Annotated in this window: 23 protein-coding genes; 16 read left to right on the top strand and 7 right to left on the bottom strand. The window is 39.7% G+C overall.

Annotated elements, in window-relative coordinates; translation table 11 throughout:
• Window positions 1–66 precede the first annotated feature (66 nt).
• Both B9A58_RS04775 and B9A58_RS04770 read right to left on the bottom strand, forming a co-directional pair.
• Window positions 67–2,421, bottom strand: coding sequence for an ABC transporter permease (locus B9A58_RS04775; protein ID WP_084371271.1), 2,355 nt, complete (start codon window positions 2,419–2,421; stop codon window positions 67–69).
• Between the two features lie 99 nt (window positions 2,422–2,520).
• The gene (locus B9A58_RS04770; RefSeq protein WP_084371270.1) at window positions 2,521–2,994 is read right to left on the bottom strand and encodes a hypothetical protein; all 474 of its coding nucleotides are present in this window, start codon (window positions 2,992–2,994) and stop codon (window positions 2,521–2,523) included.
• Between the two features lie 371 nt (window positions 2,995–3,365).
• On the opposite strand from B9A58_RS04770, the gene B9A58_RS04765 reads away from it, so the two are divergent.
• The 3 genes from B9A58_RS04765 to B9A58_RS04755 all read left to right on the top strand — a co-directional run bounded on the left by B9A58_RS04765 (window position 3,366) and on the right by B9A58_RS04755 (window position 6,325).
• Window positions 3,366–4,067: a sulfite exporter TauE/SafE family protein gene (locus tag B9A58_RS04765; protein WP_221407810.1), complete on the top strand. Its 702-nt coding sequence runs from the start codon at window positions 3,366–3,368 to the stop codon at window positions 4,065–4,067.
• A 71-nt stretch (window positions 4,068–4,138) separates the two neighbouring features.
• The gene (locus tag B9A58_RS04760) at window positions 4,139–5,650 is read left to right on the top strand and encodes a M28 family peptidase (protein ID WP_084371268.1); all 1,512 of its coding nucleotides are present in this window, start codon (window positions 4,139–4,141) and stop codon (window positions 5,648–5,650) included.
• Window positions 5,651–5,776: 126 nt separating this feature from the next.
• Window positions 5,777–6,325, top strand: a complete 549-nt coding sequence (locus B9A58_RS04755; RefSeq protein ID WP_084371267.1) for a hypothetical protein — start codon at window positions 5,777–5,779, stop codon at window positions 6,323–6,325.
• 8 nt (window positions 6,326–6,333) lie between these two features.
• Here B9A58_RS04755 and B9A58_RS04750 read toward each other — a convergent pair whose 3' ends face one another.
• A complete protein-coding gene (locus tag B9A58_RS04750; protein WP_084371266.1) occupies window positions 6,334–8,679 on the bottom strand; it encodes a family 20 glycosylhydrolase in 2,346 nt (781 codons plus the stop codon).
• A gap of 189 nt (window positions 8,680–8,868) precedes the next feature.
• Between B9A58_RS04750 and B9A58_RS04745 the strand changes: the two genes are divergently transcribed.
• Complete coding sequence (locus B9A58_RS04745) at window positions 8,869–9,987, top strand: DegT/DnrJ/EryC1/StrS family aminotransferase (protein ID WP_245826987.1); 1,119 nt, start codon at window positions 8,869–8,871, stop codon at window positions 9,985–9,987.
• Window positions 9,988–10,164: 177 nt separating this feature from the next.
• A complete protein-coding gene (locus tag B9A58_RS04735; RefSeq protein WP_139793743.1) occupies window positions 10,165–11,646 on the top strand; it encodes a hypothetical protein in 1,482 nt (493 codons plus the stop codon).
• 148 nt (window positions 11,647–11,794) lie between these two features.
• Here the strand turns inward: B9A58_RS04735 and B9A58_RS04730 are convergent, their stop codons facing one another.
• A complete protein-coding gene (locus B9A58_RS04730) occupies window positions 11,795–12,916 on the bottom strand; it encodes a hypothetical protein (protein ID WP_084371262.1) in 1,122 nt (373 codons plus the stop codon).
• A 166-nt stretch (window positions 12,917–13,082) separates the two neighbouring features.
• On the opposite strand from B9A58_RS04730, the gene B9A58_RS04725 reads away from it, so the two are divergent.
• The 7 genes from B9A58_RS04725 to B9A58_RS04695 all read left to right on the top strand — a co-directional run bounded on the left by B9A58_RS04725 (window position 13,083) and on the right by B9A58_RS04695 (window position 19,454).
• Entirely contained in the window at window positions 13,083–13,850 is a 768-nt protein-coding gene (locus B9A58_RS04725; protein WP_084371261.1) for a LiaF transmembrane domain-containing protein, read from the top strand.
• 112 nt (window positions 13,851–13,962) lie between these two features.
• Window positions 13,963–14,673 carry a LiaF transmembrane domain-containing protein gene (locus tag B9A58_RS04720; RefSeq protein ID WP_084371260.1) on the top strand — a complete coding sequence of 237 codons (711 nt, stop codon included), beginning with the start codon at window positions 13,963–13,965 and terminating at the stop codon, window positions 14,671–14,673.
• Between the two features lie 8 nt (window positions 14,674–14,681).
• The gene (locus B9A58_RS04715; RefSeq protein WP_084371259.1) at window positions 14,682–15,740 is read left to right on the top strand and encodes a sensor histidine kinase; all 1,059 of its coding nucleotides are present in this window, start codon (window positions 14,682–14,684) and stop codon (window positions 15,738–15,740) included.
• A gap of 6 nt (window positions 15,741–15,746) precedes the next feature.
• A complete protein-coding gene (locus tag B9A58_RS04710; protein WP_084371258.1) occupies window positions 15,747–16,490 on the top strand; it encodes a LytR/AlgR family response regulator transcription factor in 744 nt (247 codons plus the stop codon).
• A 32-nt stretch (window positions 16,491–16,522) separates the two neighbouring features.
• Window positions 16,523–16,933: a VOC family protein gene (locus B9A58_RS04705; RefSeq protein ID WP_084371257.1), complete on the top strand. Its 411-nt coding sequence runs from the start codon at window positions 16,523–16,525 to the stop codon at window positions 16,931–16,933.
• A gap of 42 nt (window positions 16,934–16,975) precedes the next feature.
• Entirely contained in the window at window positions 16,976–18,013 is a 1,038-nt protein-coding gene (locus tag B9A58_RS04700; RefSeq protein WP_084371256.1) for a serine hydrolase domain-containing protein, read from the top strand.
• Between the two features lie 148 nt (window positions 18,014–18,161).
• A complete protein-coding gene (locus tag B9A58_RS04695) occupies window positions 18,162–19,454 on the top strand; it encodes a YCF48-related protein (RefSeq protein ID WP_084371255.1) in 1,293 nt (430 codons plus the stop codon).
• 130 nt (window positions 19,455–19,584) lie between these two features.
• Here B9A58_RS04695 and B9A58_RS04690 read toward each other — a convergent pair whose 3' ends face one another.
• Window positions 19,585–20,682 carry an alpha/beta hydrolase family protein gene (locus B9A58_RS04690; protein ID WP_084371254.1) on the bottom strand — a complete coding sequence of 366 codons (1,098 nt, stop codon included), beginning with the start codon at window positions 20,680–20,682 and terminating at the stop codon, window positions 19,585–19,587.
• A 103-nt stretch (window positions 20,683–20,785) separates the two neighbouring features.
• Here B9A58_RS04690 and B9A58_RS04685 point away from each other — a divergent pair, with 103 nt between their 5' ends.
• A complete protein-coding gene (locus B9A58_RS04685) occupies window positions 20,786–21,352 on the top strand; it encodes a winged helix-turn-helix domain-containing protein (protein WP_084371253.1) in 567 nt (188 codons plus the stop codon).
• 122 nt (window positions 21,353–21,474) lie between these two features.
• Here B9A58_RS04685 and B9A58_RS04680 read toward each other — a convergent pair whose 3' ends face one another.
• Window positions 21,475–22,365, bottom strand: coding sequence for a DMT family transporter (locus tag B9A58_RS04680; protein WP_084371252.1), 891 nt, complete (start codon window positions 22,363–22,365; stop codon window positions 21,475–21,477).
• Window positions 22,366–22,458: 93 nt separating this feature from the next.
• Here B9A58_RS04680 and B9A58_RS04675 point away from each other — a divergent pair, with 93 nt between their 5' ends.
• The 3 genes from B9A58_RS04675 to B9A58_RS04665 are packed head-to-tail and all read left to right on the top strand — an operon-like array spanning window position 22,459 to window position 23,596.
• Window positions 22,459–22,800, top strand: a complete 342-nt coding sequence (locus B9A58_RS04675) for an ArsR/SmtB family transcription factor (RefSeq protein WP_084371251.1) — start codon at window positions 22,459–22,461, stop codon at window positions 22,798–22,800.
• Window positions 22,781–23,245 carry an SRPBCC family protein gene (locus B9A58_RS04670; RefSeq protein ID WP_221407809.1) on the top strand — a complete coding sequence of 155 codons (465 nt, stop codon included), beginning with the start codon at window positions 22,781–22,783 and terminating at the stop codon, window positions 23,243–23,245. The genes B9A58_RS04675 and B9A58_RS04670 overlap by 20 nt, the downstream gene beginning before the upstream one ends.
• Window positions 23,246–23,269: 24 nt before the next feature.
• Window positions 23,270–23,596, top strand: coding sequence for a hypothetical protein (locus tag B9A58_RS04665; RefSeq protein ID WP_084371250.1), 327 nt, complete (start codon window positions 23,270–23,272; stop codon window positions 23,594–23,596).
• A gap of 63 nt (window positions 23,597–23,659) precedes the next feature.
• Here B9A58_RS04665 and B9A58_RS04660 read toward each other — a convergent pair whose 3' ends face one another.
• Complete coding sequence (locus B9A58_RS04660; RefSeq protein WP_084371249.1) at window positions 23,660–24,604, bottom strand: type IV pili methyl-accepting chemotaxis transducer N-terminal domain-containing protein; 945 nt, start codon at window positions 24,602–24,604, stop codon at window positions 23,660–23,662.
• Window positions 24,605–24,714 lie beyond the last annotated feature (110 nt).

The raw sequence follows: 24,714 nt of genomic DNA, 5'->3' as shown, positions 1-24,714 counted from the left end.
TATAAGATGGAATAAAAAAACGACTGCCAAAAGCAGCCGTTCAATATAACCATCAATCAAAAATCTTTATTCATCTCGCAAACATTCAGCTGGATTGACATGAGCTGCTCTCAATGCCTGAGACCCCACAGTGAGCCAGGCAATGAGCAGAGATAAGCAGCCAGCACCAATGAAAAACCAAGCCTCTAGGCTAATGCGGAAAGCAAATTGATCTAACCAATCACTGATCAAATAATAGCTTATGGGAAGTGCCAGCAGAATGGATAAGCCAACCAGTTTGGTAAAATCTGAAGAAAGTAGGTAGACAATATTCATGACACTGGAACCTAGCACTTTTCTGATTCCAATCTCTTTTTGTCTGCGTTCTGCAGTGAAGCTTGCCAAACCAAATAACCCTAGACAAGATATGGCAATGGCCATTCCAGCAAAATACCTGGATAAAGTAGATACACGTTGTTCGGCGGCATAGTGAGCTTTATAAGTTTCGTCCATGAATTCAAATTCAAAGGCAAATCCAGCGTTGAAATCTTCATAAAATGTCTTGAGCTCTGCCAGGGTTTGCTTTTCTATACCAGCCTGAATTCGTGCCATGATATGCCAGGTATTCTCAGGAGCCAGTATAAAAAACAGAGGCTTTACTTCATTGTGGAGAGACTGAAAGTGGAAGTCTTTGACCACTCCAATTATTTCCATTTTATTTTCTTCCCAAAGAGTGATCGTCTGTCCAATGGGGTTTTCCAGGTTCATGGCTTTGATTGCCGCCTCGTTAAAAATGATTTTAGTAGTATCTGTACTAAATGCTCTGGAGAAAGGTCGCCCTTCTTTGAACTCCATGCCAAGGGTTTCAAATATGCCATAATTGGTTCTTACGTTTTCAAAAAGAATGTTGGCATCTGGGTCTTTGCCTTCCCATTCTAATCCAGAAGTGTTGTTGTTTCTGTTCAAAAGTGTATGCCCCGTACTGGTTGCTGATACGATGCCAGGAATGGATTTGAGTTGGGTAAGAAAAGTCTCAACGTTTTTTTCCACTTTACCCTCTTGAGAAAAATAGATCATGTTGTCTTTGTTATAACCGAGACTTTTGGATTGCACATAATCAATCTGTTTGTAAATAACCAGTACGGAAACTATGAGAATTATCGAAAGTGTAAATTGAAAAACCACCAGCCCCTTTCTAGCCCATAGTTCTGCCAAAGTGCCCTTCATATCTCCCTTTAGTACCTTCACTATAGTAAAACTTGATAAATAAATGGCAGGGTAACTTCCTGAAATGATGCCTGTGAAAATGGTTAGGCCAAAAAATACGGATAGGATGTTGAGGCCAAAGGCTGTTGATATTTCCTTTCCAGTGATGTCATTGAACTGGGGCAAGAATAAATAGACGATCACTATGGATGTTACAAATGAAATCAAAGACATGATCAAGGACTCTGTCATGTACTGGGTGATGATGGTTGATTTTGGCGCGCCTACGGCCTTTTTTATACCTACTTCTTTGGCACGGCGAGATGCTCTTGCTGTGGATAGGTTCATAAAGTTGATGCACGCAATCAATAATATAAAAACTGCAATGATGGAAAACAATTTGACATATTCTATACGTCCTCCTGTCAGGTGTCCGTTTTCGTATCTGCCATAGAGGTAGTTGTCAGAGTATTTTTTCAAAAACAAGGAGACATTTGAACCTTCGTTTTTTGTTTTCACAAACTCGGCGATTTTGTTGGTCACCTCGTCAGCTTCCACGCCAGGATTGATGGTCACATAAGTTCGTGGCCCGTTGTTGCCCCAGCGAGTGACCCATTCATTGGCCTCTTTGAATTTCTCAAATGGAATGACAAAGTCGAATATCGTGCTAGACGAAGCAGGCATCTTCTTGTAGATACCTGAGATCAGAAAGGATTCATCATGATTGAGTTGAAGCGATTTGCCAATAAGCTCTTCAGTTGTTCCAAAAATTTTAAGTGCAAGTGCATCCGAGATTACAATTTTATTTTTGTCTAAGAGGACTTGATCTGTATCACCTTCGAGCAAATCGTAGGAGAAAATATTAAAAAAATCAGAACCAGTGTACCAGCCTTCGGCTTTGAGGTTCTTATCCTCATAGGTAAGTGTCATTTTGTTTACCCAAGTCGTGGTCGCCGCATATTCTATATCTGGAAATTCCTCTTTCAAAGCTTCGGCTAGTATGCCTGGAGTAGACCAGGTAGTCATTATGTTTTCGGCATACTGTTGATGCTCCATCACCTGAAAGAGGCGTTCATCATTGGCATGGTACTTATCTGTATTGACCTCATCCAACACCCACAAATAGATGAGCATGGTACAAGCTAACCCAGTAGAAAGTCCAAAAAGATTAATAAAAAAGGAACTTTTAAATCTCTTGAAGTTCCTGATGGTCAGGATAAGATTGTGCTTGAACATGAGTTGAGTTTTTGGTTATATCTAGACTATAGATTACCACTACACTCAAATAGTTGCAATGATGGCTGTGATTTTATATAAAAGGGGAAATGAAGATGATTACATCATCTCATAATCAGCTGGCTTGTCTATCATGTCAAGTGACAGCCACTGGGCTTCAGCCTTGCTTACTTTCTTAATTCCAAAAACTCCACCAGAAGCTTCTGCCACCACCTTTGCAATGTCAAGTAAAAATTGGTGTACTTGTTTGGCTACTTCTGGGTCTACTTTAGGCAATATTGAATTAAGCTGTCTGAGATAGGAGGTGATCGTGTGTTGTCTTGTATCCAAATCTGTAGGTAAATCAGAGATATAGTTTTTGAAAATATCTTCAAATTTGTTAGCTACATCCTCAAAATATTCACCCAACATGTCATATCTATGTTTGGCTGTAGTAGCATAATGGATGGCTTCTGCAATTTCATCCTTATCTACATCGTCGTCAGCACCTGCAACAAGCATAGCCACCATGGCGGGAGCATTCATTACAATTTCTATTTCATCGTCTCTGAGGGTTCGGAATACATTTGTCATAGCTGAATTGTTTTATTTGCTTTTGCTTAAATGATAAAAGTGCAATTTGGTGTTAGTTTGTTCTGTTAGGTCAGCTAGTTATAGAGTGGCGCAAACTGAAGATTTGTACTAAGACTATCTTACAATAATATGCCATTAGGTAAAAATAGTAATTCTTAATAAAGATTAGGACAGAGCCATGGTTTTCCTGAAAAGTTCAGTTATACTTAAAACTTCATCTTGGAATAGTTATATTTTCATAAAGGGACATTATTTTTTGTCTTCTGGTGTACTAACAATAATCGGATCTAGCCAGTTATCTTCGCCACAAAAATACTCCAGTGGTTTCACTCTTTTCTTACGATTTAACCTATGTTTCATTAGTCACTTTTATGCTGATAGGCATACTTGTAGGTATGTCAAAGACTGGCGTACATGGCGTGGGAATGATCGCCGTCCCATTGTTGGCAGCTACATTTGGAGGCAAGGCGTCTAGCGGGCTGATGTTGCCATTGCTTATCATGGCTGACGTATTTGGCGTAAGTTACTATCATCGCCATGCAGAGTGGAAGTATTTAATCAAACTATTTCCATGGGCAATAGTAGGTGTGCTTTTGGGGACTTGGACTGGCAACTATATAGATGATCAGCTTTTTCGAACCATCATGGGCACCATTATTTTTGCCAGCCTGGGCATCATGGTTTGGTTGGAGAAAGTGAGCAAAGACAAAATACCAGATTACTGGTGGTTTGCTATGATTCTGGGAATTGCAGCTGGATTCACCACTATGGTAGGCAATCTGGCAGGTAGCACAATGGCGCTTTATCTACTTTCTATGCGCATGCCAAAGAACGAATTTATAGGTACAGCAGCTTGGTTCTTCTTGGCCGTCAATTGGTTCAAGGTGCCTTTTCATATTTGGAGTTGGCAAACGATCACACTAAACTCCCTTCTTCTCGACCTGACGGCTTTACCTATGATTGCCCTTGGGGCCTATTTAGGAATTAAAGTCATTAAAAAGGTTTCAGATCAGAACTTTAGATGGTTTGTCATGATTATGACTGCATTGGCTGCCGTTTTTATGGTGTTTTAACCATTGGTATAAAAATTGATTCAGACGTCAAGTCGTTTTTTATCTTCGCGTAATTATTAAATATTGACTTTATGAGAAAGATACTTTTGGGTTTGCTAACCTTAGGAGCGCTGAATATTCAGGCTCAAAAATCCGAATTAGCTGTAAAATATGGAAATAGCATAACAGAAGCAGGGCTGATGGATCAACTTAATATCCTGGCTTCTGATGCTTTAGAAGGTCGGGAAACGGGTGAGAGAGGCCAAAAAATGGCTGCAGCACTTTTGAGTGACCATTTTCAAAAGCTGGGGCTAAAGGCGCCTGTCAAGCAAGGTGATCAGATGAGCTATTACCAAAATGTGCCTTTGATTTCAACAAAGATCAGAAAAGCTGATTTAATCATAGGAAAGAATAAATACGAAGTGTTCGACAAGATCATATTTGTAGGTAGTGGTGTAACCAATGGAGAGGTGTCTGCTGATGTGGTATTTGTAGGTGACGGGGCTGAAGAACGCTATGAAGGATTGGACGTGCAGGGCAAAGTGGTGCTTATGATTACACCCAATAGCTATCAAAAAGCAGTGAGGCTTTCTCGGATAGCAGCAGAAAAGGGGGCGAAATTGGCCTTAGCTGTACGGACTGAAAAGGACGAAATACTTGAGGAATTGATTTCTAGCTATAGAGGGTATTATGAGTCTGGCAGAATGACTGTGGATACGGGTATAGAAGAGCCCAAATTTGTTGGGTTGTATTTTGTAGCACCTAGTTTGATGAAAGACCTTACGGGTAAAACTTATGAGAAACTAGTTGAGATCAAAGATGCTGGGTCAGTATCTGATCTGAAAAAAGTAAAAGCAAAGCCGGTGTCTTTTGATGTGGCAAAAGACATTAAAAGAATAAACTCGGAGAATGTAATGGGCTATTTGGAAGGCTCTGACCTGAAAGACGAATTGGTAGTAGTTACTTCTCACTATGATCATTTAGGTAGACGAGGGGATAAGATATTCAATGGTGCAGACGATGACGGCTCAGGTACTGCTGGTGTTATGGAAATGGCGGAGGCTTTTGCCACGGCCAAGGCTGATGGCAATGGGCCTAGAAGAAGTATGCTCTTTTTAGCTTTTACAGGTGAGGAAAAAGGATTGTTAGGTTCTGAGTACTATGCCGATCATCCCGTATTTGCATTAGAAAACACTGTGACCAATTTGAATATGGACATGATCGGAAGAAATGATAATGAAAACTATAAAGGTAAAGATTATGTATGCCTGGTAGGTTCGGATAAGCTTTCTACTCAACTACATGAAATTAGCGAACAAGCCAATGCCACTTATACGAATTTGGAATTGAACTATGTATATAATGATGAAAATCATCCCGAGCAGATCTATTACAGATCGGATCACTGGAATTTTGCCAAGAATAGGATCCCTGTGATTTTCTACACCACTGGCTCTCATGACGATTACCATCAAGAAACAGACACTGTAGAGAAAATCGAAAGAGACGTATATCTGAAAAGGACACGACTGGTATTCTATACAGCCTGGGAGTTGGTGAATAGAGACAAGCGGCCAGCACTTGACGAGCAAATGGAAAACTAGTAACGAAAAAGCCGATGAATATTCATCGGCTTTTTTGTGGACTTAAAGTGCAGATACTCGATCAAGGAATGATTAGTTTAGTGGGATTCAAATGAGTCACCTTTTTTAAAGATTAAAAATACCAATATGAAAAATCTGCTAGCTATACTTTTGATCCTGACTACAGGAGCAGCTTCTGCCCAAATGGGAGATATTTTTCCAGATATGGAGGGAGAAAGTTTGCGATACGATACAGTAAATATTCCTTCTGATTTGAAAGGGAAATATAGTTTGATTGCATTGGCCTTTTCGAAAAAATCAGAAAAAGACCTTGGTTCATGGTTCAATCCTATGTACAATCAATTTTTGGTTGAGCCCGACCCTAATGCTCTTTTTAGCTTCGAATATGACATGGAGCTGTACATTATTCCCATGTTTACTGGAGCGAAGCGAGCGGCTTACAAGAGCACGATGAAAAAGGTGCAAGAGACGGTAGCGCCAGAACTTCAGCATTTGGTTTTGTTTTACAAAGGGACATTGAGGCAGTACAAACAAGCTCTGAATTTTGATGGAAACGACGTGCCCTATTTCTATGTGCTGGATACTGAAGGAAAGATCATCTACCACACTTCGGGCAAATACACCCGCAATAAAATGCAAGAAATTATTGATGCTTTAGAACCAGCAGCAAAATAGCCAACAACCTACTGATTGCTCGTCAGTAGGTTGTTTTTTGAGTCTCTGAATAGCATGTCAGAGGCAACAGTCCTAAAGTCTTCCTGAGTGGACTTTCTGATTTGAACTTCTACTGTATTCCAGTCAGAAGCCCAGCCTCTAAATACATTATTCAGGTAAATCACCTTAAGTTTGTGCAGGCCTTTGGCTAGCGCTTTTGATCCGTCATTCTGAGAGAATCGTTTCACGAATCCGTCGTTGTCCACCACGAGTACATCATCGATCCATACCTGATCTTGATTGCTGGAGAAGAAATAGACTCCATCTTCTGGGATGTCGATATAGCCCTCAATAATTTCTGCTCTAAACCGCTCTTCGTCTATGACAAATCCCCAATAAAGCGTCGAGTTGGCTTGGCTCAAAGAGTCTAAAGATTTTTCACTCCACTGTGCTACACCCTCAAGATCTTCTGTACTTAGAAATTTACCATAAGCAGTTTTAGCTATTAATCCGGGCCTGACTGGCTTTGTGCCAAGTGCAGGTGCAAGGGTTTGCTTTTCCACTTTGATGGCTCGGGATTTGCTCATTTTTCCTTGTGGCAAAACAGACGCAATTTTCACAGTAACATCCGATTCGAATACCAAAGGTTCAGTATAAACAGGCGATGATAATTTTGGTTCAGACCCATCTAGGGTATAAACCATTCGTGCAACAGGACGTGGTGTACTAAACGCCAAAACAGCACTGTCTATAAATGCGACTTGAGAAGTAGGCCCTTCGGGCAATGGGATGTAATAATTTACATCATGCCCGTCCAATCTCACCATTTGATTGTTGAGTCTTTGCTCAAAATCTTTGTAATCCTTTTGTTCCTTGGCTGTCCAGGTCAATTCTGCGAGTGCCAGTGCTCGTGGATACATTCTGTACTCGGACAATTCTTCTTGGTATATGTATTCTGACCAAAGTGTCGTTTGGGCACCCAGTACGTGATGTGCTTTTGATGAATCAATATCCGCAGGAATGGGTTCGTAATTGTACACTTTTTTGATCGGTAAGAAACCACCAATAGTCACAGGATCAATTTTATAGTCGCCCTCATACTTGTCGAGGTACATCCAAGCACCTGGAGCCATCACCACGTCATTGCCAGCATTAGCAGCAGCTATACCACCTTCTTCACCTCTCCAGGACATCACATTGGCCGAATCAGAGATGCCACCTTCCAGTATTTCATCCCAGCCGATCATTTTCTTGTCATGCTGCATGAGCACGTTTTCCATCCGACTCATGAAATAACTCTGCAATTCATGCTCGTCATGCAGACCTTCCTTCTTGATTCTGGCCTGGCATCGAGGACAGGTTTCCCATCTATCCTTTGGTGACTCATCACCTCCCATGTGATAATATTCGTATGGAAACAATGGGATAATTTCTTCAATGACATCTTCGAGAAAAGTAAAGACCTCATCCTTTCCAGCACAAAACACATCAGTTTCTACTCCCCAGATGATTCGAGGGGTGTATGTGCCTTCATTACATGAAAGTTCTGGGTAAGCAGACAATGCGGCCAGGGCATGACCTGGCATTTCTATCTCTGGAATGACATCTATGTATCGCGCAGCAGCATAGGCCACTACTTCTTTGATTTCTTCTTGGGTATAAAATCCTTCGTGCGTTGAGCCATCAGCTTCTGTTCGGGTGGCACCCACTGAGGTAAGTTTGGGGTATTTTTTGATCTCTATTCTCCAGCCCTGATCTTCAGTCAAGTGCCAATGAAATTTGTTGATTTTGAAAATAGAGAGTATGTCAATATGCTTTTTGACTTCTTCCAACGAAATAAAATGACGGCAAACATCAAGATGGAATCCTCGCCATGAAAATCTGGGTTTGTCTTTTATGCTTACAGCCGGAAGTGTCCAATCCATGTTTTGTACAAGGGTTTCGGATTCTACTTCTGCGGGCAATAGTTGCATCAAAGTACTCAACCCATAGAAGATGCCTTTTGGCGATGAGGCTTTAATAGTCACGCCCTGATTGGATGCGTCCAGTGTGTAGCCTTCTTCTGAGTGGATAGGTTCTAGTTGGAGTGAAATGAAATTGTTGTCTGCTGCTTCTTTTTGTACTTTGAGCTCAAGACCTGTTGATCTTTTCAATTTAAGTGCAAAAAAGTCTGCCACTTGCTTTAGCTCTTCATTCTCCTCTATTACAAATACTGTGGAATGATCCAGAGCGTACTGACCTTCATTTCTTATAAGCTCCTGAGGTTTAGGAGTAATATTTATCCCTTGATTGTATGTGGCAGGTGTATATTTTTCTTGACAAGAAATAATAATAAAGGCGAGCAGGCCAAGGCTCAAAATGTTTCTAATCTTCATTCTCACTTGTATTCGTATGTTTTTTTGACACTATAAGGCTAAAAACAAATCAAGAGTTGATGAATTTATTTAGCTGAATGGGGGTGGATTGGAGCTAAGAGGGGTTTAGGGCATAAACTGTCCCCTTGACGGGTGTCTGAATTAAGAAAACACATAAAATGAAACCCATTAATGATAATTTGAATAATCTTGTGTCAAATCATATATGATTGCCCTATGCATGTGCCTTTTGTAGAATTAAAATCTCAGTACCAATTGATCAAATCAGAAATAGATGAGGCAATGGCGAATGTGATAGCAGAAGGACACTATGTGGGTGGGGCAGTAGTGTCGAGATTCGAAAGTGATTTTGCCAAGTATGTGGGAGTCAATTATTGTATTTCTTGTGGCAACGGGACGGATGCGCTAGAGATAGCACTACAAGCGCTCGAAATAGGATCTGGAGACGAAGTGATCGTGCCAGCCATGTCATGGATATCTACTGCTGAGGTAGTAAGCACGGTAGGTGCAAAGCCCATTTTTGCAGATATTCTGCCCGACTGTTATACCATAGATCCTACGGATATTGTACAGAAAATTACTGCAAAAACCAAAGCAATTATACCTGTTCATTTTTATGGTAGACCTGCACAAATGGACGAAATAACAGATGTGGCTAAGAATCACAATTTAAAAATTGTAGAAGATTGTGCACAGGCTCATGGTGCCAAATACAATGGAAAGTCAGTAGGGACTTTTGGTGATTTAGGCACTTTTAGCTTTTACCCTAGCAAGAACCTAGGAGCTTTTGGTGATGCTGGGGGTATAGTAACCAATGATGATTCACTGGCGAAGAGTTGTAGGCTGATAGGCAATCATGGACAGGAGCAAAAACATCATCACCTGCGCGAAGGGCGAAACAGTCGAATGGATGCACTTCAAGCTGCCGTATTGCAGGTAAAACTAAAATATTTGGAAGAATGGACAGCAGCACGCACGTCAAAGGCCAAATATTACAATGAGCAATTGGCTGGTCTGCCAGTAGAGCTTCCTGTTTTAGCTGAGCATCACAGGCATGTATTTCATGTCTATGCCATACAGGTAAATGATCGTGATCAGCTAAAAAGAAAGCTGGCCGAAAGGGGAGTAGACACCCAAATTCACAACCCTCTGTCCTTACCAGAATTGCTACCATACCAGCAATTTGACGCAAATGATTTCCCTGTGGCCAAAGCCATGGCGGCCAAAACGCTATCACTCCCCATCTATCCTGAGATTACACAAAAACAGCAGGATCATGTGGTGGCCATGTTGAAGGAGCTGCTGTAGATTTGAGGCAGATTCAAATTTTGCTAGGGCATAATTCGTTAAGGACTACAGAGATCTATACCCATGTAGCAGTGAAGGGTCTGAATAAAATAAAAATCCATTAGATTTGAAAAAACACTGAGCGTATATCACGCACTGGTGCGTGATATACGGTCGTTAGATTCAATAAGTATACATATGAGATGTTTATTCCTATTTCTTGTCCTTTTAAACTTTGAATCAACTTATTCTCAGGATTTAGTGCTTAATGACTACAGTAATCATATAATTATTAGTGACAGTACTTTAACAGGTATTTCTCTTTCGGGATCGAAAAATGTCAAAATAAAAATTCAAAATAGTACACTAACTAGTGTGTATATCGCCAACAGCCAAGTTGAACAATTGGAAATAGTTAATTCCAAAATCAACAGTGTATCAATTTGGGACAATACGTTTAGTAATCCAATGATCATTTCAAATGATTCAATTTTTGAGTCATTAATCATAAACAATAATACTTTAGCCCAAGATGCTAAAACCATTAAGAGAACACATACTATCAGCGGCAATGAGCTTTTTCAGGTAGAAATAAAACAAAATGAACTGGGATTTAAAATTGATAATAACGTTTTTCGGGATAAAAAGCTTTTTGATTGTGAGAACTCTCCAGAATTTGATTTCGAAACTCATTTTTCATACTTCCCTCAATTTAAATTCACTTCATTTGGAACGGAATACGAGTTGCTACTTAGAGGCAACAAATTCCTAAATGACACCCTTGTTAACAGTATAAATTTTTGTGGCATATATGGTGCATTTCTTGAATTAGAAATTTTAAACAATAAGTTTGATGGAGTGCTAGACCTTTACGATGTAGAAGTTCAAAAATTAAAGGTCACTGGGAATCAGTTGAATTACATGTCCTTGGAGGATCTTAGATTTTCTGAAACATTAAACTTAATACCATGGGATCAGCTAGATGGCAATAGATTGTGTTTAACAAGGTTTACCGATGATTATTGCAATTTGTCAGATGGGTTTGAATTTGGGGGAGAGTTTGTTGATCCAACCAATATTGATGAGCAGGCAGCACAGCGCGATGGTTATTTACAACTTTACGGATGCCGAAATGTGAAAGAAGCTTCATCGTATTATTATTTTGAACTTTTAGTAAGTACTTATCAAAAGCTATATGAGATTTATAAAAGTAGAGGAGATTTGGAATCAGCCAATGGCGTATACGTGGAGATGAAAAATCTACAAACTTTACGCTATGAAGCGTTATTCCTAAACCACAAATCATTTAGAAATTTTTTTCGCTGGAAGTTGTATCAACTATTGAAAGTATATACTCAACATGGAACTGATCCTGCTCTAGCAATTACGATTACTTTTTATGTCATTTTCGGATTCGCTTTTCTTTATTTGTTTTTTCCTTCGGATTGGGATGATGGTGCTACTGAAGTCAGAGAAACAAAACGTTCCCAAAAGATACTAGCAGGAATACATCGAATAATAAATTCGCTGGCATTAAGTTTGAATGCATTCGTAACTTTAGGATTTGGTAAAATCCCAACTAGGGGTCTTGCAAAGTACCTAGCAATCCTAGAAGGATTTATTGGATGGTTTTTGCTTTCAATATTTAGTGTCGCCCTAATCAATCAAGTTCTCACATAATAGAATCTAACAAACACTAAAATGAATATGCCAAGTGAGCTATCTGAAAGGACATTGCCAACCAGACACCTAGGAGTTTCTAGCAACTGCGGTGCATACTCATTTTAGTTGGACGATATCTATGGTAAAAACAAGCTTGGGACATGTTTTAATCCAATTCTTCCCTCATAAGCTCCATCTTAAATGACCAGCTCTTATCCGGGATGGCACCTTCAATGGTTTGTTTGTTGGGTTGGTTCGCTTTCCATGAAAATGCTTTGAGGTTGCCTGAACTCGTCACATCCAATGTGTCTTTTTTAGTAAAAACTACTTCGTCGCTCATTTGTTCAGAGAAGAAGGTCTTATGGCTTTCTCCCATGCGATCATTGAGCGTGTAGAATATCCATTGATCCGAGGCAGTCAGATAGCCTACGAAAATAATTTCCTTTTGTGTCTTTCCTTCCTTGTAGTTGATCTGATAGCCTAAAGCAGCACAGTTGCTCAGAAATGGTTTTAGGACGCGCTCTACTTTGTACTTGCTCTTTTGCTTGCCATCTTTATAACTAATCTCACCACTCCAGGTGCCAAGATAGGGCTGGAGAGGTGCCAGTATGCTGTCACTACAGTTGTATTTATCACCCAACGTATACCATTGTTTGCTGTCGTCCTGTAGTGAGGTGAAATCTGGAATTTTTGTTCCTTCAGCTATGCTTAGTGTAGCCCAGGTTTCCATGCTATCTAGTGATATGCTGCTTTCCCATCTGAAAGACTCTGGGTGAGTGTCTGAGAAAGTATATCTATTGATATAGGAAGTGCCAATTGGATGTCCACGAAAAGGCCTTGTGGTTATTCCGTTTTTGTACAATTGGATTCTTTTGTGATGATGAGTGCCTTGAAGTGAGGAGAAGTTGGTGCTGTTTTTTCCAGGCCAACTCTGAAACATGACCCATTTCTGAAGATTATCGTCAAAATAGCGAATGCTGAACCCTGCTGTTTTGCTGTTATTGACTACTGAGTCTTCGTAGGCCATTTCAATAAGCGCTTTGCCATCTAGTGCCGCAAAGACGCGATGCTGGCTGATGTTGGTGGGTTGATACGCATCACCACCTGCCCATCTTTGCCAAGTTACGTCCCAGTTGCCTAGCCAAAAGTCAAATTCATTATGCTGTTTATCTAATCGTTTGCTGTACACTTGATCAAACCCTTTGGGTCCTAAGGGTTGAGCTATGCTATGATGGCTTGAAATGAAAAGTATGCTCATTAAAGAAGCAATAAGGCGAAGAGTACTCATGATCGTGGGTTTGTTTGATTCAAAACAAACCTTAATTTAAAATCCCTTAGGGAATAATACGGACGAAATCCGGTTTCGCCGATATTATACCCGGATTTACCGATTCGCTATATGCCTGGATACAAATGCGACGTAAAATTGTGTCATAATCAATAACTCATATACCATGTCACGACGCACATCACAAAAATCACCAGCTAGCAGTTCTCGGTCAGGGATACTTGGTCTTATTCTCATCGCATTGGGTTCCTTATTTCTACTCGACAATTTGGATCTGATTCCTTACGAAATCTCTTATTACTTATTCAATTGGAAAGGCATCATGATCATGATAGGCGCAGTATTTCTTTCTACAAAAGAAAACAAAAGCCCAGGCATTATCCTGATGGCTGTCGGGGGCTTCTTCATCATGTCTGATGTCTTATCTTATGAATTCAATTGGCATTGGTATGATACACGAAAGCTTTTTTGGCCAGTTCTTCTCATAGTAATTGGTCTGGTTATTCTCAGCAGAAAAAGCAAAAGCCCGTTAGTTTCCGCGCATGTTTTTACTGCAGATAGCAATGATAAAGAAGTGCCCAATGACTCAGACCATATCAATGTGACAGCTGTGCTTGGTGGTGGTGATATGGCGATCACTTCAGACAAATTTCGAGGAGGTAAAGTAACCACTGTCATGGGCGGAGGTACTTATGATTTAAGTAAATGTGGCTTGGCAGAAGGTACGCAAGAAATAGATGTGCTGATATTGATGGGTGGAGCTAATTTTATCGTTCCCTCAGATTGGAATGTTCGCCTGGAGGTTACCTCCATTTTTGGAGGCTATAGCGACAGTAGAAAATTGTCGGCCGAAGTAAAGACGGATGCAACCAAGGAATTACTTATCAAAGGAACCGTGCTATTTGGTGGTGGAGAAGTCAAAAACTTCGTCTAAAAATATAAACTCAGAATAACCAAACACTCAATCACCCAGGTGCTCATTGCACGCTGGGTGTTTTTTAAAAATCGAACAACTCGCCGTATCTTGTAGATCAGAATTCAAACACATGAGACATTATAAACTCGAAGATAGATCCAACCTTATAGGCTTAGCTCTGGTCATTATTGGCGGAATATTCCTATTGGTCAATTTTGATATTCTGCCCGTAGTTGTTGAAAACTTAGCGTTCAATTGGAAAGGGATTGTCTTGGTCGTTGGAATTGTTTTATACGCCACTAAATCAAACAAACTACCAGGTTTGTTTATGATTATTGGGGCCATGTATTTCATCATAGCTACCTACGTTTGGCAGGAGTACCACATCAACATTGGTTTGAGTAGGATCTTTTGGCCTGGTCTTATGATTGCTGCGGGTATTTTATTGTTGAATAAAAGGAAAATTGAATTCAAGCGAAAAGTATCTGGTCAGTCTTTTGATTATCTGAATGACTCGAACATCATGGGTGGTGGAGAAGTGAAAGTCAGGTCTGAACAATTCAAAGGTGGTCAAACCAGTGCTGTATTTGGAGGAGCTAGTTATGATATGACAGGCTCCAAATTGGCTGAGGGCAATCACACTCTGGAAGTATTGGCAGTTTTCGGAGGGTTCACATTTATCGTCCCATCGGACTGGGAAATTCAATTGGATGTCACAGCTATATTTGGGGCTTTGGCAGACAAACGGAAATTCGTAAAACCTCCCGAATCTGGAACTAACAAGCGACTACGAATCAAAGGGTTTGTTTTGTTTGGAGGAGGAGAGATTAAAAACTACTGAGCCAACCCATGATCAACCCTATTCTAAAAAACAGAGAGCACATACTCGTATACGGACTGTTTTGGCTCTTACTTATCATTATCCACACCATGCTTTTGCATTGGGGACAGCAAGTGATTTGGTCTCCTGCGCTTGTAGAAGCTATTGTTTATGGTTGTGGTTTTGCTTTGGTTGGATTGAGTATCTGGTTTGTCGTAAGGTTCACGGGACTCACTGACGGAAATCTATGGAATGCTATCATGAGTCATCTGGCGGCCGGAGGCCTGCTTATTTTTATATGGCTGGCTACAAGCTATTTTATCACAGGCTATTTATTGGAATATCCAACTTCTATTCGGCAGGCATCTATTGTTGATGTTTGGTGGCGCGTGGCTTTAGGTGCCATCTATTACCTCTTGGTTGCTTTGATCTATTATCTTCTGATTTTTTATCAAAATTATAAAGAAAAACAGATCCGTGAGATTGAGATGGAATCCACATTAAAGGAAACTGAGCTCAGCATGCTCAAAGCGCAAATCAATCCCCATTTTATATTCAATAGTCTCAACTCCATCAGCTCATTGACGCTCACCAGACCAGAAGATGCACACGAAATGATTGTAAAACTGTCTTCCTTTCTGCGATATACGATTGGACATTCTGAGACAGAACTGGTATCACTTAGCCAGGAAATAGAGACGATTCAACTTTATTTAGAAATAGAGAAATTGAGGTTTGGGAAAAAACTAGAGGTGAACTTTGAAGGTGCTGACGTCATTCCTGAATCAGCCAAATTGCCCAACTTAATTCTACAGCCGCTCATAGAAAATGCCATCAAGTATGGTGTTTATGAAAGTACCTCTGCCAGTACCATTGAAGTTCATATTGCCTATAGTGATAGGCATTTGCAAATAGAAATCACTAACAGCACGGAAGACGATTCGGTCGCTCACAAGGGTAAAGGCATAGGTTTGAAAAACGTGCGAGGCAGGCTGCAATTGATCTATGAAAGCGCAGATTTGCTGCAGACACATAAGAAAGAAAATGAATTCAAAGTACAACTGACCATTCCTCAACTAGACCAATAGTAAACCATGAGTGCTTATAAAGTAATTATTATAGACGACGAACCTCCAGCTAGAGAAGTGATCAAACATTTTCTCAAAGATCATGAAGATTTTGAATTGGCAGGTGAAGCAGAGAATGGTTTTGACGGCCTCAAACTCATTCAAGCTCAAAATCCAGATTTGATCTTTCTGGACATTCAAATGCCTAAATTGACGGGATTTGAGTTGCTGGAACTCATAGATCAGCCACCTACAATTATTTTCTCCACAGCCTACGATCAGTATGCCTTAAAGGCCTTTGAACTGCATGCAGCAGATTACTTACTCAAGCCCTATAATAGGGAGCGGTTTGAAGATGGTTTGGCCAAAGCCAAAACTTTGATCAGCCAAACTACTGCTCCTTTAGCTACAGAATCACTGGTGCGAGAGTACTTGCAAGAACCCGCACATCGACTGGTAGTGAAAGATGGTACAAAAATCGACATCATCCCCACAGACGAAATTATCCGAATTGCCGCACAGGACGACTATTCAGAGATCATCACTGCTAAAGGCAAGCACCTCAAAAAACAAACCATGAAACATCTGGAACAGGTGCTGGATCCCAAGAAGTTTGTAAGGGTACATCGTTCATCCATAGTGCAAGTATCACAAATCGGAAAGATCGATAAATACGGCAAAGAGACCCACCTCGCCCAACTCAAAAATGGAGATGAAGTGGTGGTAAGCGCCACTGGTTATACCAAGTTGAAGGAACTGTTGGGGTGGTGAACTATTGCTATTTCAAATAAAAGATCAAAAAAATGAACCCATTTCATTACGCATTTAAAGTAAAAGACCTTGAATCCACACGGAAGTTTTATGTGGAGATTCTAGGTTGCAAAGAAGGACGATCCACTGCATCATGGGTTGACTTTGATTTTTTTGGAAATCAATTGTCAGCGCATGTAAGTGATAATTTTCCAGTGTTGGATTATTGTGGGAAAGTTGATGGTGTCAGTGTGCCTATTCCTCATTTTGGCTGTTTGATTGGTGTAGAAGAATTCCAGTTCATCCGTCAAAAATTCGAAATCGAACAAATAGAATTTGTAGTCAAACCTCAAACACGATATCAGGGAAAAACTGGTGAGCAACTTACTATGTTTGTGTTTGATTTTAGCGGGAACCCTTTAGAATTCAAAGCGTTTTCGGATGCTCGTGAAGTATTTCAATAAGATTAAAAACCTATACAATCCTTTACTATATTGCTACCCTCAATGAGATTGACTAAAAAACAAATACTCAGAATCATACTCGCCATTGGTACGCCTGTCTCCCTGTTTTATGTGCCATGGATCTTGGTTTGGGCTTGGATTCTACCACTGCCAGATACCATAGAAGCACAACTTGAAGAGGCGATTGATCATAGGTTTGAAGGGATGGTTGTCTATGTAGATCAGACGGGCGAAGCCCCTGGGTTTTATGCAGCAGGTTGGCACGACAGAGAAAAGGGAATTTCGGCAGATCCACACGCTTTGTTCAAAATTGCGAGTATCAGTAAGCTCTACGATGCCGTGGCTATAACCAAATTGGTAAGCGAGGGCCGTCTGTCTTTGGACAAAACGGTAGCTGACTACTTACCAGAGCTAGAAGGGAGAATTGAAAACGCTGACCAAATCACCTTGCGATTGATGATTCAGCATCGAAGCGGAATGCCCAATTTTACGAACGCTCCAAACTATTGGTCGGCCCCACCAGCGTCTTATGAGGAAAACCTCGCATTGATTTTGGATATACCAGCTAACTTTAAGCCTGGAGAGGATTATGAATATTGTAACACGAATTACTTGTTGCTCAACAAGATCATGGATCAAGAATTGGGTTACGACAACTTCCAGTTCATACAAGAAGAAATTTTAATTCCTCTAAATCTAAAAAACACATTCAGCTCACTATCTGAAGTGAATTTAGATCGTGTCATGAGTGGCTATCATCTGGGACATCCTTATGATTTAAAGTCTGACGAACGTGGTATGTTGGCCACTGCAGAAGATGTAGGGATTTTCCTAAGGGCATTAAACGATGGATCATTGTTTGAAGGGGAAGAAAAAAAAATCTATTCCTCCATTTATGAATATGAACATGGCGGCTGGGTGCCTGGTTACCAGAGCTTTGCCAATTATCACGAAGAAATTGATGCTGTGATGATTCAGTTCTACAGCACAACAGATCCTAAATTGTACTTGTGGAATGTGTCAGAAATTATAAATAATCGCTTGATGAAAATCCTGAGAAAGAATAATCATGAACCTTAGTCAGTGAAAGAATTAGTTGTTGTAATTGGATGACCTCAAGCTTTTGTAAGACTGGACATGCATAAAACTTTTAATAAAACCCAGCTGATTCCTTTATTCTGATAGAATTGGCTAGATTTAACTTCACATTTCTTTTTTACGTCATATCATGTACAAGTACTTTCTTATCGCCATTCTCGCATTCCCTTACTTCAGCTTGGCTCAGTGGAAGACAACAGATATTCCACTGGCGTCTAGATATGACGATGTATTCTTTCTGGACAAAACCAACGGATGGGCTGTCAACTCGATAAAAGAAGTCTACAAAACCACAGATGGCGGAGCGACATGGTCGCTGAATTTTAAAGCTAATAGCTACTTACGAAGTATAGAATTTTCAACAGAGCAAATCGGATATCTTGGTTCTCTATTTACGAGTATTTATCGAACTATTGATGGTGGTGAGACTTGGCAGGACATTTCAGACCGCATACCATTTGATTTCGCAGAAGGTGGTGTGCCAGGTGCCTGTGGTTTATCCGCTCCTTCGGCTAATACCATATATATGTGCGGTATTTATTCTTCGGAGGCTCCTCCGTTTGTGTCAAAATCCTACGATGCGGGTGAAACCTGGACTACTTATGACATGAGTGCCTACGCCACGTGTCTGGTAGACATTTTTTTCATAGATGATATGGAAGGTTTCGTCACCGGATGTGATGATCGTGAGTCTGCGAAAAATGGGGGCATCATCCTTCATACTACTGATGGTGGTGAAAGCTGGGAAAACGTCCATGAAACAAAAAATGAGGGAGATTATGTTTGGAAAATCCAAACACCTGATACAGTAAATTTCTTTGGTGCTGTGGCGTCAAACCCGGGAACACCAAATATAACTTTTGCTAAATCCACGGATAAAGGACTTACGTGGACATCCAAAATTGTTCGGTCGGGCTGGGATCATATACAGGCCATAGGATTTAAAGATGCTCAAACTGGATGGACCGGAGGATCGTCTCAAGAAAGAACAGTTCTTTTCGAAACGCATGATGGAGGTGATAGTTGGGAGGATGTATCTGTAGAAGACCAGTCTGGATTTAATAGATTTTTCATGATTGATGGTTCTACCCTTTTCTTAACTGGCAGACAGGTGTATAAATATGAAAACGATGCGAATGATGAGATACTGCTAAACATCGAGAAGGAAATACATCAGCTGTCAGTTTATCCCAATCCCACGAGAAATCAGATTAACATTGAGCTCAATATTGGGCAATACACCCGAACTCATCTCAACCTATTTGATACTGAAGGTAAACATTTGAAGGAAATTCGGACTGCCATACTTGGAGAGGGACTCCACCAGATTTCGTTTTCGGTTGAGGACTTAGCGCCAGGTTTATACTACGTGGCTCTACATACGAATGAAGGGCTCAATTATGTGAAATTGATCAAAGAATAAAGATTCAATTAGGATCCATTTTGAAAACTTTACTCTCCTGCCCTGTAAGGATAAAACAAAACTTGATAAGAAGGTACACTAGCTCTGTAGGATACTAATGGAATAATATATCTTTTTCAGTAAAATTTATTCATTGGTATACCTTACAAATACCTTCAAACAATAGCCAGTTTCTAATTGTTGTCATGAGTCTGTCAGATATTTTCATTTTGCCGAATTCATGTTTTTCCATTCGTTTATTGTTGGAGCGTAGAAAAAAATGATCTTCATCAGAAAGAACAACAATTTTATAATGTTTGTTTCCGGCTTCTGACAGTGCTTGATTTATAGGAATAAGATTTAGTTCTACGCTAGTTTGTATATCATTTTCGCCAAAAACAACCAGATAAGGCTTTTCTATTTTTCGTATAAAATCCGTCACATTCGTATTATAAAAATACTGATACCATTTGCCTCTATACTCATCCAAAAGCTGATCTATAAATTTATATGTAATTCGTTTGTCATCCTTATTTAAACCATGTGCTACTAAAAACCTTGTCCCCAAATCATAATAAATAGAATCATTTTTAACGGTACCATCTTTTATCATGGTTATGTAGTCTTCCCAAACAATTTCAATAGCTTCTGAAATTTCTTCAGATATCCCCAACCTTTTTCTATTTAATCTATTTTGCGCTCTGGTAATATCAGCTCCTGAAACTCCAACGGATCCAAAAGTAATGATCCAATCAACACCCGATACTTCAGTAGCTAATATAGGTGCAATTATACTTCCCTCACTATGACCAATTAACCCTACATTACCTGTATCAACTGCGTGATGATGGTTCAAATAGTTGTACGCCAATTTGAAGTCATTTACCAGATCATGTGTCGTGTAATTCCCTTCAGATTTCGATATATCTCCTTTGGATTTGCCAAAACCACGCTTATCCATTCTTAAAACAACCATATCCAATTTCAATAAAGAGTCTGCTATTTGCTTAAAGATTGGCGACCCGGAGATTTCCATGTCTCGGGTATGTGGTCCATTACCCCAAATTAAAATAGCCGAAGGAAATCGTCCGGATTTATTCGGGTAGTCAATTTGTCCTGCTAGTTGTATTCCGTCTGATGTTTCTAGTGTAAATTCTTCTGTAAGTGTTTTTTGTGCATAAGAGCTATGTATCTCAAATATTAACAGGATTAACAATGACAGTAATGATAGGTGAACAGATTTCATCATGGAAGTTTTAAAAGTTTCAAATAAATTTATGGGAAGAAATATTTGAATGATGCAATTGACTATCCTATAAAAGTCCTTTTTATATTCCTTTAAATTTTAGGCCATGAACATTGTTAAACTGAACTCACATCTTGAGATAAATGGCTCTACCGATGAGCTGATAATCAAAGAAGAAGGAATAAAAAATGTGATAAAAGTTGAAAATCAAGTAATGAAGATTTTGCTGCTTTTAATTGAATATGATGGAAAACTTGTTGAGAAGGGAACTTTTATTCGGGAAATTTGGGACGGCAATAAATTAAGTGGTGAGAAGGCATTAACAAAAAATATTTTCAAAATACGGAATATCCTAAAGACTAACAAAATTGAAAATGTTGCTTTAGAAACCATTCCCAAAAAAGGATATCGTTTAGTAGTTGTGGATGACCCAATTAATAGTCGCGAAAGTGGTCGGGTCAGATATGTTATTGCAGTTGGCCTTATTTTTATAGGGGTGGTAGGATTCTTTTTTTTCAAAAAAGAATCAGAAAGACCTAAACTGCATTACTTCAATATTGATGAAATAGGAAATGATTCAATTATTTATCTTGGAAACGAAAAATTGCAAATCATAAAAAATGATAGCTTGATAGAAGTGTCGAATGTGACAAAATCAAAGAGCCAAGATTAACCGCAATATGGGAAAGTGTATTTTCCAAATCCGATGTCAAAATTTTTTTCTAAGATTGATCTAACTATTTAGCTTGAGATAATAGTTTTAGTCCTTGGCTATACCCATTCGTTGGATACGCCCTACCTCTTTTTCGATTGCCCAAACAGTAATAACCCTAAAACAATCACCAATCCACCAATCAGCTGCGATGCATGAACTTCTTCTTTGAAGGGTACGGCTAATAGCACTGTAAATAACGGGATCAAATTGCCATAAAGTGCTGTGGTAGTTGCTCCCAGTTTGACTACGGCATGATAAAAAGCCACATAGCCCACACCCGTACCTAATATGCCCATAAAGCCCACACTTGCCCAAAACGGCCATTCGTCTGGGACAGGGCTGGATAGCAGTTCTGGTGTAGACACAGCTGCAAACATCAATAAACCTATGATTACACTGATGGTTGTCATCAAGATACTATTGATGCCCGACAAGTATTTGTCTACAAGGATTTGCGAAAGCGAAAAGACCAGTGCCATGCCCAAGATATACAAGTCTCCCGTTTCTAATTTCATGGCTATCAGTCTGGTGAAATCACCTTTCACCAGTAGAATGATCACTCCTGTGATGCTTATGGTCATGGCGAACAACTGGATAGGAGAGAATCGTCTGTTCAGAAAAAAGAAAGCCAAGATAGCTGTCATGATTGGGCTTGTGGCAAGTATCAATGATCCACTTACGGCACTTGCAGTCTGTAGTCCTTTATTGAAAAAGTAAATGGTTAGGAATATACCAAAGAATGAAACCAGGCAAATCAGCCCAAAAGTTTTGAGAGAAATTCTAATATTGGATAGTCCCTTGCCATACTGAACTACGAGCACCCCTATAAGTATGATCACACCAAAAAGAAACCGCCAAAAGGCCACGGCCATGGGAGAATAATGTACCAAAGCGATTTTGGTTATGTGGAAATTGACCGCCCAAAAAAGCATGGTCAGTATAAGCAGTAGTAGTGTGATCGAGCGATTCATACAGCTATGATAGGTCAATTTTTCGTTTTTCTGAAAATAATATTTGTGTAACCAATTAGTTACATATATATTTGTAACCAAACGGTTACTTTAATGACTAGACGAGACATATTTCAAGCGATTGCTGATCCTGTAAGAAGGGATATTATAGAGTTACTCGCTGAGGATTCGTTGACGGTAAATGCTGTAGCGGAAAAATTCGAAGTGAGCCGACCAGCGATTTCCAAGCATCTGAAGATTCTCAAAGAATGTGGAGTCATTGATTTTGAGCAAAAAGGGCGGGAGCGTTTTTGTATGATTCAGCCCAAGACATTGATTCCAGCCTTTCTTTGGATGGAACAATACCGTAATCTATGGGATGAGAAACTCGATTCTTTCGAAAAGTATCTTAATAAACTTCAAACTAAAAATCTAGATGATGAGCAAAACAAATGATGCGGATAGTCGCACACTTACGTTGGAAAGAGTATTTAATGCACCTATATCCTTGGCATGGGAGGCCTGGACCAACCCTGAGCATCTGGCGCAATGGTGGGGGCCAGAAGGCATGGAGACCAAGGTTAATAAACACGATTTTCGAGTTGGAGGGGAGTGGGAATACGCGATGACTATGCCCGATGGTCAGGTGTTTATGGCTGAAGGTGTGTACACAGAAATTGTAGAATTCGAAAAAATTTGTTCAACAGCTAATTTCAAACCCATGACGGAAGGGGTTGAAATTCAGGCCTATTTTGAAGCAAAGGGAGAGCAAACCAAATTTACATTCAAGTGTGTACATGAAACTGAAGCGTATTGTAAGCAGCAAGAAGAAATGGGCTTTTACAATGGTTGGGGGTCTGTATTCAATAGGTTAGCCGATTTTTTGAAATCGAAAATGTAGGGAATATTAACTATCTTAATATCAATGATTGATCCAGATAGAATAGCACGGTACGAACGATTGGTTGCTTCCAATTCAAATTTTGAACTAAAGGGGAAAAATATGCTATTCACCTCTGTCAATGGCTATATGTTTTCTCAACTGAATAAAGCTGGTGAGTTAGGAATCCGATTGTCAAAAGAAGACGGTGAAGAATTTATCAAAACGTATCAATCATCACTTTTTAAATCTTATGGTGCTGTGATGAGGGGTTATGTGGTCCTACCGGATTCGATGCTGGACAATACGGCTCTTGCGGCTAAATTCCTTCAGAAGAGCTATGAATTCGTGCTTTCATTGCCACCTAAATAAAGAAATAAAGTGAGGCTATAAGTCTATGGTATACCTCACCTTCACTAACCACGGCTGGTTCAATCATGCGATTTTCTTTATTCTCTTGAGTTCTTTTTCTAATCTTTCAATTCTGCTTTCATAGGTATTGTTCAGTTCACTAATTTCAGTATAGTTAATGATCTCTTCACTGAGCTTCTTTTCATATTCATTCTTAGTTTGTTTGATACGTTTACGCAGGTTGTTGTTCACTGTTGAAAGTGCGTCAATTTTCTCATTGGCTTCAGCTATGATATCGTCAGCTAATTCTTTCTCTTGATGAGTCTGTCCCAAGGCTGAAATGGACTGTTGCACGTAATCGTTGAACTCTGAAATGACATGGTCCTTGCGTTTGGATGTTTTCACCATAGGACGAAAGATGAAAATGGCTTCTAATAAGATCAAGAGCAATGTGCCAGCCAGCAAGTAATATTCCGATGTGGACAATTTTTCCACTTTGGCTGTAGCAATCCGATCATATTCGAACGTGATGTCATTCATCAGTTTGAGGAAGTCTTTTTCTTGGTCAGCAATCACCTGAATGGCTTCTTCCATTTTTGCAGGAATATCGCCCTCGCTTACCTGATTGTAATTGTACAAGTCAAGATCGGAAACCGCTTCATTGATCGATAAAAAATAGGGCTGTATTTGTGTGAATAACCGCTCTAGAAATACAGATTCGTTCATTTCGCTGACATCTAAACGCTCATTACCGAATTTGAGCTCCTTATGAGAATCAGTCCAAAGTCTGGCTGCATCTGTCAGTTCAGATTTAGTTCTGTTGAATTCTTCTTTGGTTTTACTCAATGGAAGCTTCAAAGCAGCTTTGCTGATTTTCTGACTGAGCATTCGCTGTCGGCCTGAGATGTTGATAATTCTTGAATCCGTTTTACTGTCAGAAATGGTACGTTGGATGAGAATTTGACTTGCCACGATGGCCAGGGTCAGCACACCCAAAAACATCAAATATTGAATCGTTAGTTTTTTCATATCAATGGTTTAAAAAGAAATATTAAATTCATGAAGCTTCTACTGTCGTTAGACCGAAGAAAGCTATGATTTGCGTAAAGAGTGTAGTTAACTTATTCATGTTGATTTAG

This window comes from Reichenbachiella faecimaris (assembly GCF_900176375.1).
GTDB classification, from domain to species: domain Bacteria; phylum Bacteroidota; class Bacteroidia; order Cytophagales; family Cyclobacteriaceae; genus Reichenbachiella; species Reichenbachiella faecimaris.
The sequence above is the reverse complement of the archived record's forward strand: the minus strand, read 5'-3'. Positions and strand labels throughout refer to the sequence as shown.